Below are 8,039 nucleotides of genomic sequence, written 5' to 3' on the forward strand. Positions count from 1 at the left end.
GGCGCACGACCCGCGCGAGGTCGACGTCCAGCACCGTCCCGGCCGGCGGGATGCCCACCACGACGACCCTGCCGCCCTCCCGCGTGATGTCCGTGGCCTGGCGGGTGGTGGCGGCCGAGCCCAGCGCCTCGAAGGCGGCGTCGACGCCCCGGCCCCCGGTGATCTCCATGACCGCCTCGGTCGCATCGACCTCGCGCGAGTTGATCGTGTGGGTCGCACCCATGCGCCGCGCCAGGGCGAGCTTCTCCTCGTCCACGTCGACGGCGATGACGGATTCGGCGCCACTCACCGCGGCCAGCTGGACGATGTTCTGCCCGACGCCGCCCACGGCCACGACCGCGACCGACTCACCGGTCCGGACATCCCCGACGTTCCGCACGGCACCGTAGGCGGTGAACAGCGAGCACCCCAGGATCGCCGAATCCGCCAGATCCAGCTCCTCGGGGAGGGTGAACACCGCGGTGGCGGGCGTGACGCTGTACTCCGCCAGGCCGCCCATCGAGTACATGGACAGCGGCTCTCCGTTGGCGCGGTGAAGCCTGGTCTCGCCGTCGTACAGGGTCCCGCGCAGGCGGTTGTACTCGAAGAAGGTGGCGCAGAGGTCCTCCATCCCGCGGGCGCAGTTCTCGCACCACCCGCACGGCATGATGAACGAGCCCACCACGCGGTCACCCGGGCGGACCGCCGTCACGCCACGGCCGACCTCGGCGACGACTCCGGAGACCTCGTGCCCCAGGACCCCGGGGAGCGGGAACCCCACCTCGCCCTTCATCACGTGGAGGTCGGTGTGGCACACCCCGCAGGCCGTGTTGTGGATCAGGACCTCGCCCTCCCGGGGTTCGGGGATCGGGATGTCCTCGAGCACCAGGGGGGATTCCGTGTCCACGCACACCGCAGCCTTCATGGTGGCGACTGTACTCAGTGGTCGCGGCCGAGGAGTTCATCCGAGATGATCCGCATCTGGATCTCGCTGGTGCCCTCGAAGATGCGCGTCAGCCGGGCGTCGCGCCAGTGCCGCTCCACCTGGAAGTCGGTCGTGTACCCGGCCCCGCCGTGGATCTGGACGCCCTGGGAGGTCACCCGCTCGGCCATCTCGGTGGCCACGAGCTTGCACATGGCGGCCTCGAGCGAGCAGCGACGCCCGGAGTCGATGTCCGTGGCCACCGAGAACATGAGCTGGCGCGCGGCCTCGATGTCGGCGGCCATCCGGGCGATCTCGAAGCGCAGGTACTGGAACTCGCCGATCGGTCGGCCGAACTGTTCGCGGGTGGCGACGTAGGCGATCGAGTCCTCCAGCGCGGCGCGGGCCAGGCCGATCGCGCGGGCGGCGGTGTGGGCGCGACCGACCTCCAGGCCGGAGACCGCCAGGTAGAAGCCCCTGCCCTCCCCGCCGAGCAGCGCAGAGGCGGGCAACCGGAAGTCGTCGAAGGACAGCTCCCAGGTCTGCCAGCCGAAGTATCCGATCTTGCGGACGGGGTTGCCGGTGATGCCCGCGGGGAACACGCCGCGATCCTTCTCCACCAGGAAGGCGGAGATCCCGCGGTGGGGCTTGGCCGGGTCCCGGACCGGGTCGGTACGGGCGAACAGCACGAGGTAGTCCGCCTGGTCGGCATAGGTGCACCACATCTTGGTGCCGTTCACCACCCACTCGTCGCCGTCGCGGACGGCTCGGCAGGAGATGTTGGCGACGTCGGAGCCCGCCTCGGCCTCCGACAACGCGTAGGCGCCCAGCCACTCGCCGCGGGCGACGCGGGGGAGCAGGCGCGCCTCCTGATCGGGGGTGAACCCGCCGCCCATCCCGTTGCCACGGGCGAGGAGACCGGAGACCGACAGCCACCCGCGGGCGAGCTCCTCGGCGACCAGGCAGTACTCGAACACGCCCAGGCCGAGCCCGCCGTGCTCCTCGCCGATCATGATGCCGAAGAAGCCGATATCGGCCATCTTCTGCCGGAGCTCGTCGGGGATGTCTCCCTTCTCCGGGTCGAGGCGGTTCGCGACCGGCAGGACCTCCCGGGCGGTGAAGTCGCGGGCCAGATCGCGGATCGCGAGCCGCTCCTCCGTGAGGTACACGGGGACACCGTCGCGGGCGGCGGGTTTGTGGGTCATGACTCAGGTCCCTGCGGTGGTGGGGCGATCGGCGGTGAGTCGATCGGAGCGCGGGGGCGATCGGCGGTGAGGCGATCGGTGTCGGCGCCGAGGTCCGGCGCGGGACCGGTGGCCAGGTGCCGGCCGTCGAAGGTCGCGGGGTGCGCGGCCGCGAGGTACGAGCCGATCCCCGGCTGATCCAGTGCAGCGAACAGCGGGTTGGCCTCGAGATCGCCCTCCGTCACCACCTGGTCGAACGTGCGGTACCGCTCGTGCAGTACCACCGAGTCCTCCAGTGCTCGGGTGACCTCCGCCGTGGTGTGGGCGGAGAACCATCGGGCGAACAGTGCGGCCAGGACCTCCCGGTAGGAGTACCTGTCGGCCTCGGTACCGAAGTCGGCGCCGGTGGCCGACTCGAGGGCGTCAACGGCGTCCCGGGTCCCGGTCACCCGCGCCAGGTCGTGGAAATGCCTGGTGGTCAGGGCGACCACCATTACACGGCCCCCGTCGGCGGTGGTGAAGTCCCTCCCGAACGTGCCGTAGACGTAGTTGCCGACGGCGGGCCGGGTGGACCCGTCGAGCTGCGGTTCGGTGAGGTAGCCCAGCGCGCCGGCGGTGGCCAGTGCGACGTCGTCCAGCGGGAGCACGATGCGTCGGCCCCGGCCGGTCCTCTCCCGCTCGCGGACGGCGGAGACCACCGCCAGCGCCGCGTGGAGTCCCGCGGCGACGTCCCAGGCCGGCAGGGTGTGGTTGACCACCTGTCCACCGCCCTGTCCACCGCCCTGCCCGCCGTCCTGTCCGGTGATCGCGGGGAACCCGAGGGCGGCGTTGACGGTGTAGTCGACCCCGGGGCGGCCGTCGCGACGTCCGAGCAGTTCGAGGGTGATGACATCGGGTCGAACCGCGGCCAGACGCTCATGGCTCATCCACTCCCGGCCGGCGGAGTTGGTCACGAGGATTCCCGAGCCCTCCCCGGGAGCGGTGACGAGGTCCCGGAACGACTGCCGGCCCTCGTCGGACCGGAGGTCGAGGGTCACCGAGGACTTGCCCCTGTTGAGGCCGGTCCAGTAGATCGAGGTTCCGCCCGGGGCGAGCGGCCAGCGGTGCACGTCCGCCGCGCCGCCCACCGGGTCGACGCGGATGACCTCGGCGCCGAGCTGGGCGAGCGTGAGCCCGCACAGGGGAGAGGCCACGAAGCTGGAGAGTTCGACCACGCGGATGCCGCTGAGCGGTCGCGACTCGCTGGATTCGGCCATCGGTGGCTCCCGGGGGTCCGGCGGTGACTATTGCCCCGCTCCGTAATTGATGATAATAGTTTGAAGCATACTTCACCGGATCGTGGTTCCGCGAGGGCCATCACGGACGACAGAGGACACAGTCATGAGCGATCAGGCGGACTCGGTGGGGCCCGAGGTCGACGCGGAGGACTTCGCGGCCATCCTCGCCACGACCCGCGACTACATCCGGACCGTGGTGATGCCCCGGGAGCGGGAGATCGCCGACGCCGACGCCGTCCCGGAGGACATCCGGGCCGGGCTGGCCGAGATGGGGATGTTCGGGTACGCGATCCCGCAGCAGTGGGGTGGCCTGGGGTTGGACCTGACCCAGGACGTCGAGCTGGCGATGGAATTCGGGTACACCAGCCTGGCCATGCGGTCGCTGTTCGGCACCAACAACGGGATCGCCGGGCAGGTCCTGGTGAACTTCGGCACCGACGAGCAGAAGGCGGAGTGGCTGGAGCGGATCGCGTCCGGCGAGGTGATCGCGTCCTTCGCGCTGACCGAGGACGGTGCGGGGTCCAATCCCGCCGGGCTGGCGACCAGGGCCGTCCGGGACGGCGACGACTGGGTCATCGACGGCACCAAGCGCTTCATCACCAACGCGCCGGTGGCGGATCTGTTCGTCGTGTTCGCCCGGACTCGCCCCGCGGACGCCGGTGGCCCGGGGATCGCGGTGTTCCTCGTCCCCGCCGACGCGGCCGGGGTCACGGTGGGACCGAAGGACCGCAAGATGGGCCAGGAGGGTGCCCCGACCTCAGAGGTGGACTTCAGTGGTGTCCGGGTCCCCGCCTCGTCGCTGGTGGGGGGAGACGAGGACGCCGGGTACCGCGCGGCGATGACGTCCCTGGCCCGCGGTCGCGTGCACATCGCCGCCGTCGCCGTGGGGTCGGCGAGAAGGGCGCTCGACGAGTCGCTGGCCCATGCGGCCACCACCACGCAGGGGGGCACGGCCGTCGGCGACTTCCAGCTGGTCCAGGCCATGATCGCCGACCAGCAGGTCGGGGTGATGGCCGGACAGGCGCTGGTCCGGGAGGTCGCGGCCAAGTACGTCTCGGGAGAGGACCGACGCATCGCCCCGTCCGTCGCCAAGCTCTTCTGCACGGAGATGGCGGGGAAGGTCGCCGACCTGGCCGTCCAGATCCACGGCGGCACCGGGTACATGCGGGGCGTGGTGGTCGAGCGGATCTACCGGGACATCCGCCTGCTGCGCCTCTACGAGGGGACCAGCGAGATCCAGAGGCTGGTCATCGGCGGCGGCCTCATGCGCGGTGCGACACGCGAGGCCACCGCACGATGACGGGAGACGGGCCGCTCCCTCTCGAGGGGATCACGGTCGTGGCGGTCGAGCAGGCCGTCGCCGGCCCGTTGGCCACCCGTCACCTCGCGGACCTCGGCGCCCGCGTCATCAAGATCGAGCGGCCGGGGGAGGGTGACTTCGCCCGGTCCTACGACGACACCGTCCACGGCCTGGCCTCGCACTTCGTCTGGCTCAACAGGGGCAAGGAGTCGATCGCGCTCGACCTGGCCTCCGACGACGGGCGGCGGGTCGCGCTCGAGCTGGCCGACCGTGCGGACGTGGTCCTGAGCAACCTGGCACCCGGGGCGATGGACCGGTTGGGTCTGGGGGCCGCTGCGCTCCGGTCGCGGAAGGACGAGCTCGTCGTCGTCACCCTCTCCGGATACGGCGAGGCGGGGCCGTACTCGGGCCGCAAGGCCTACGACATGCTCGTCCAGGCCGAGTCGGGGCTGTGCTCGATCACCGGTACCCCCGAGACCGCCACCAAGACCGGCGTCCCGGTCTCCGACATCGCGACCGGGATGTATGCGCTCTCGGCGGTCCAGTCGGCGCTGTTCCGTCGGGAGCGGACCGGGCTCGGTGCCACGATCGAGGTGTCGATGTTCGAGGCGACAGCCGAGTGGATGGGCCACCCCATGTACATCCGGATGTACGCGGACCGGCAGGTCGGGCGCATGGGCCTGTCGCACGCCTCGATCTGCCCGTACGACGCCTTCCCCACCAGGGACGGACAGGTGCTCATCGGGGTGCAGAACGACCGGGGATGGGCGGCGCTGGTCCGCGACGTGTTGGACCGGCCGGATCTCGTCGACGACGAGCGGTACGCGACCAACATCGCCCGCGTGGCGCGCAGGGCCGAGGTGGACGCACTGATCGGGTCCCTGACCAGGGAGTACGACTCGGAGGAGCTGGCCGCGCGACTCGACGACGCCGGTGTCCCGGCGGCCCGGCTCAACGACGTCGCCGGACTGGTCCACCACCCGCAGCTCGAGGCGCGGGACCGGTGGCGCGAGGTCGACACCCCGGCCGGACCCGTCCGCGGCCTGCTCCCGCCGATCACCTACGCGGACGTAGAGCTACCGATGGGGCCCGTGCCGTCACTGGGCCGACACACCGATGCGATCCTGGCCGAACTGGCCGGGCGGGCACGAGGAGAGGACACACGTCATGGGACTTCTTGAGGGTAGGACCGCGGTCGTCACCGGAGCCGCGCGCGGGATCGGGTTGGAGATCGCGCGGACGTTCATCGACAGCGGGGCGCGCGTCGTGATCGGGGACATCGACGACGAGGCGGGCGCGGCCGCGGTCACCGAGCTGGGCGGCGAGGACGCCGCACGGTACGTGAACTGCGACGTGCGTGACGGGGCGGCGATCGAGCACCTGATCGACGTGGCCGAGGAGGCGTTCGGGCCGCTCGGGGTGTTCGTGAACAACGCCGGTGTCACCCGCGACGCCACGATGCGCACGATGACCGAGGAGCAGTTCGACGACATCATCGCGATCCACCTCAAGGGAACGTGGAACGGCACCCGCGCGGCCGCCGGGCGGATGCGGGAGCACGGGGGAGGGGCGATCGTCAACGTCTCCTCCATCTCCGGCAAGGTCGGGCTGAAGGGTCAGACCAACTACTCCGCCGCCAAGGCGGGGATCGTCGGACTGACCAAGGCCGCCGCCAAGGAGGTCGCGTTCAAGAACGTGCGCGTCAACGCGATCCAGCCGGGGCTCATCCGCACCGCCATGACCCTGGCGATGCCGCAGCACGTCTGGGACGAGAAGATGGCCGAGATCCCCCTGGGCCGGGCCGGCGAGCCCTCCGAGGTCGCGCAGGTCGTGCTGTTCCTGGCCAGCGACATGTCGAGCTACATGACCGGTACGGTCCTCGAGATCACCGGCGGCCGCCACATCTGATCCGCCTCGGACGGGCACGGCCCGGTGACCCGGGTCAACCGTCGAGGTCCCACCGGATCGGCCTCGCGAGCGCGCTGTGGAACCGCTTCTCCAGGTACGTGGTGTGCTCGTGGATGTGGACCGACATCAACCGGGACGCGGTGTCGCCGTCCCGGTCGGCGATCGCGGCGTAGATCTCCTCGTGGATGTCGCACGTCAACTCGCGCTGCCGCCTGGGGTAGGTGATGCCCATCGAGGCTCCGGCGATCAGGCCGCTCAGCGCATCGAAGAGGTAGCCGAAGAGCGCGTTCCCGGAGCTCCAGGCGATCAGCTCGTGGAATCGCTCGGAGTGGGCCGAGAACGCGGCCTGGTCGCCCATCTGCTCCCGCGTCTGGCGGAGGTTCTCGGCGAGTCCGGCCAGTCCGGCGTCGTCGATCCGCGAGGTGGCCAGACGGGAGATGGTGGGCTCCAACGCCGTGCGGGCCTCCATGATCGTGGAGAACGGGGCGTTCTCGAACTGCAGGAGCAGGCTCAACGTGGCGGCCAGCGTCCCCCCGTCCGGTTGCTGCACGATCGGCCCGCCACCGGGCCCGGGCTTGAGCATGAGCACGCCCTGCAGTTCCAGGTAGCGCAGCGACTCGCGGAGCGTCCCGCGACCGACCCCGTACTGCTCGAGCATGAGGTGTTCCGGGGGCAGCCGGTCGCCGACGGTGTTCCCGCGACGGGAGATGTCCTCGACGATCTGCTGGGCCACCAGGAGCGCCGTCTTCTTGGGGCGGCCCACCCCCGGCCGCGTGCCGCCTTCTGAACTCATGACAACCATTATCCCCGATCCGGGCGTCCGGGCATGAGTACCGTGTACGACCAGTCCAGGACGGGAGCGTCACCGTCCGCCCGGTGGGCGGTGACGAGCGACCGCAGATCGAGCGCCGTCCCCCCGTCCGGGAGATCGACCGCGGCCCCGATCACGAGCTCGCTGCTCAGGGTGTCGCCCTCGCGGACCGGGCCCACGTGGTCGCAGGAGTGCCAGCCGAGCACGGTGAGCATCGTCGGCAGCGCCCGGGTGGCCTGCGACAGCGCGAGTCCGATGGTGTGGCCGCCGTAGACCAACCTGCCGGCGCCCGAGACGCGGGCGTCGTGGTGGGTCTGCGCGATGTTCAGGGTGAGCCGGGCCAGTTCCGGGGCGCTCGAGACCACGTCGGCGCCCGGGCGCAGGACGGTGCCCTCGGCGGGGAGGGGGTCACTCGCCCCGGGGACCGCGGCGCGGTAGGCGGCCAGGTCCCAGGCGTCGGGTGTCGCCCACGGCCGGGTGGTGGCGGTCCCGACCGCCGCCAGGTCGTCGGTGTGGGCGCACGAGTCCGGGTCGACGCCCGGAGCCAGGGGCAGCATGGCGCATCGGTGGAAGTCCAGGACGGTCCGTCCGTCCTGGTCGGTGGTGGTGATGCGGAGCGCGGCGAGCCCGGTGGGGGTGCGGCCCGGTGAGTGGCTGA

7 protein-coding genes and 1 pseudogene are annotated in these 8,039 nt (G+C 71.2%); 3 read left to right on the forward strand and 5 right to left on the reverse strand.

The window, feature by feature from the left end:
- The 3 genes from G6018_RS11120 to G6018_RS11130 form a co-directional block, all read right to left on the reverse strand.
- Positions 1–904 (reverse strand): alcohol dehydrogenase catalytic domain-containing protein (locus G6018_RS11120; protein ID WP_182639617.1); only part of this gene is annotated, 904 nt, incomplete at its 3' end.
- Between the two features lie 14 nt (positions 905–918).
- The gene (locus G6018_RS11125; protein ID WP_182639618.1) at positions 919–2,106 is read right to left on the reverse strand and encodes an acyl-CoA dehydrogenase family protein; all 1,188 of its coding nucleotides are present in this window, start codon (positions 2,104–2,106) and stop codon (positions 919–921) included.
- Positions 2,103–3,341, reverse strand: coding sequence for a CoA transferase (locus G6018_RS11130; RefSeq protein WP_182639619.1), 1,239 nt, complete (start codon positions 3,339–3,341; stop codon positions 2,103–2,105). Before G6018_RS11130 ends, G6018_RS11125 begins: the two co-directional genes overlap by 4 nt.
- Before the next feature lie 124 nt (positions 3,342–3,465).
- Here G6018_RS11130 and G6018_RS11135 point away from each other — a divergent pair, with 124 nt between their 5' ends.
- From G6018_RS11135 to fabG, 3 genes are read left to right on the forward strand one after another with little or no spacing between them, the layout of a single operon-like run.
- Positions 3,466–4,662: an acyl-CoA dehydrogenase family protein gene (locus G6018_RS11135; RefSeq protein WP_182639620.1), complete on the forward strand. Its 1,197-nt coding sequence runs from the start codon at positions 3,466–3,468 to the stop codon at positions 4,660–4,662.
- The gene (locus tag G6018_RS11140) at positions 4,659–5,843 is read left to right on the forward strand and encodes a CaiB/BaiF CoA-transferase family protein (RefSeq protein ID WP_182639621.1); all 1,185 of its coding nucleotides are present in this window, start codon (positions 4,659–4,661) and stop codon (positions 5,841–5,843) included. The genes G6018_RS11135 and G6018_RS11140 overlap by 4 nt, the downstream gene beginning before the upstream one ends.
- A complete protein-coding gene (fabG, locus tag G6018_RS11145; RefSeq protein ID WP_182616068.1) occupies positions 5,830–6,570 on the forward strand; it encodes a 3-oxoacyl-ACP reductase FabG in 741 nt (246 codons plus the stop codon). The genes G6018_RS11140 and fabG overlap by 14 nt, the downstream gene beginning before the upstream one ends.
- 34 nt (positions 6,571–6,604) lie before the next feature.
- Here the strand turns inward: fabG and G6018_RS11150 are convergent, their stop codons facing one another.
- Both G6018_RS11150 and G6018_RS11155 read right to left on the reverse strand, forming a co-directional pair.
- Positions 6,605–7,363, reverse strand: a complete 759-nt coding sequence (locus G6018_RS11150; protein WP_179525659.1) for an FCD domain-containing protein — start codon at positions 7,361–7,363, stop codon at positions 6,605–6,607.
- Between the two features lie 8 nt (positions 7,364–7,371).
- Positions 7,372–8,039, reverse strand: a pseudogene (locus G6018_RS11155) (acyl dehydratase); the annotation flags it as partial.

Origin of the sequence: Dietzia sp. DQ11-44, from assembly GCF_014145205.1 — a bacterium.
Taxonomy (GTDB): domain Bacteria; phylum Actinomycetota; class Actinomycetes; order Mycobacteriales; family Mycobacteriaceae; genus Dietzia; species Dietzia natronolimnaea.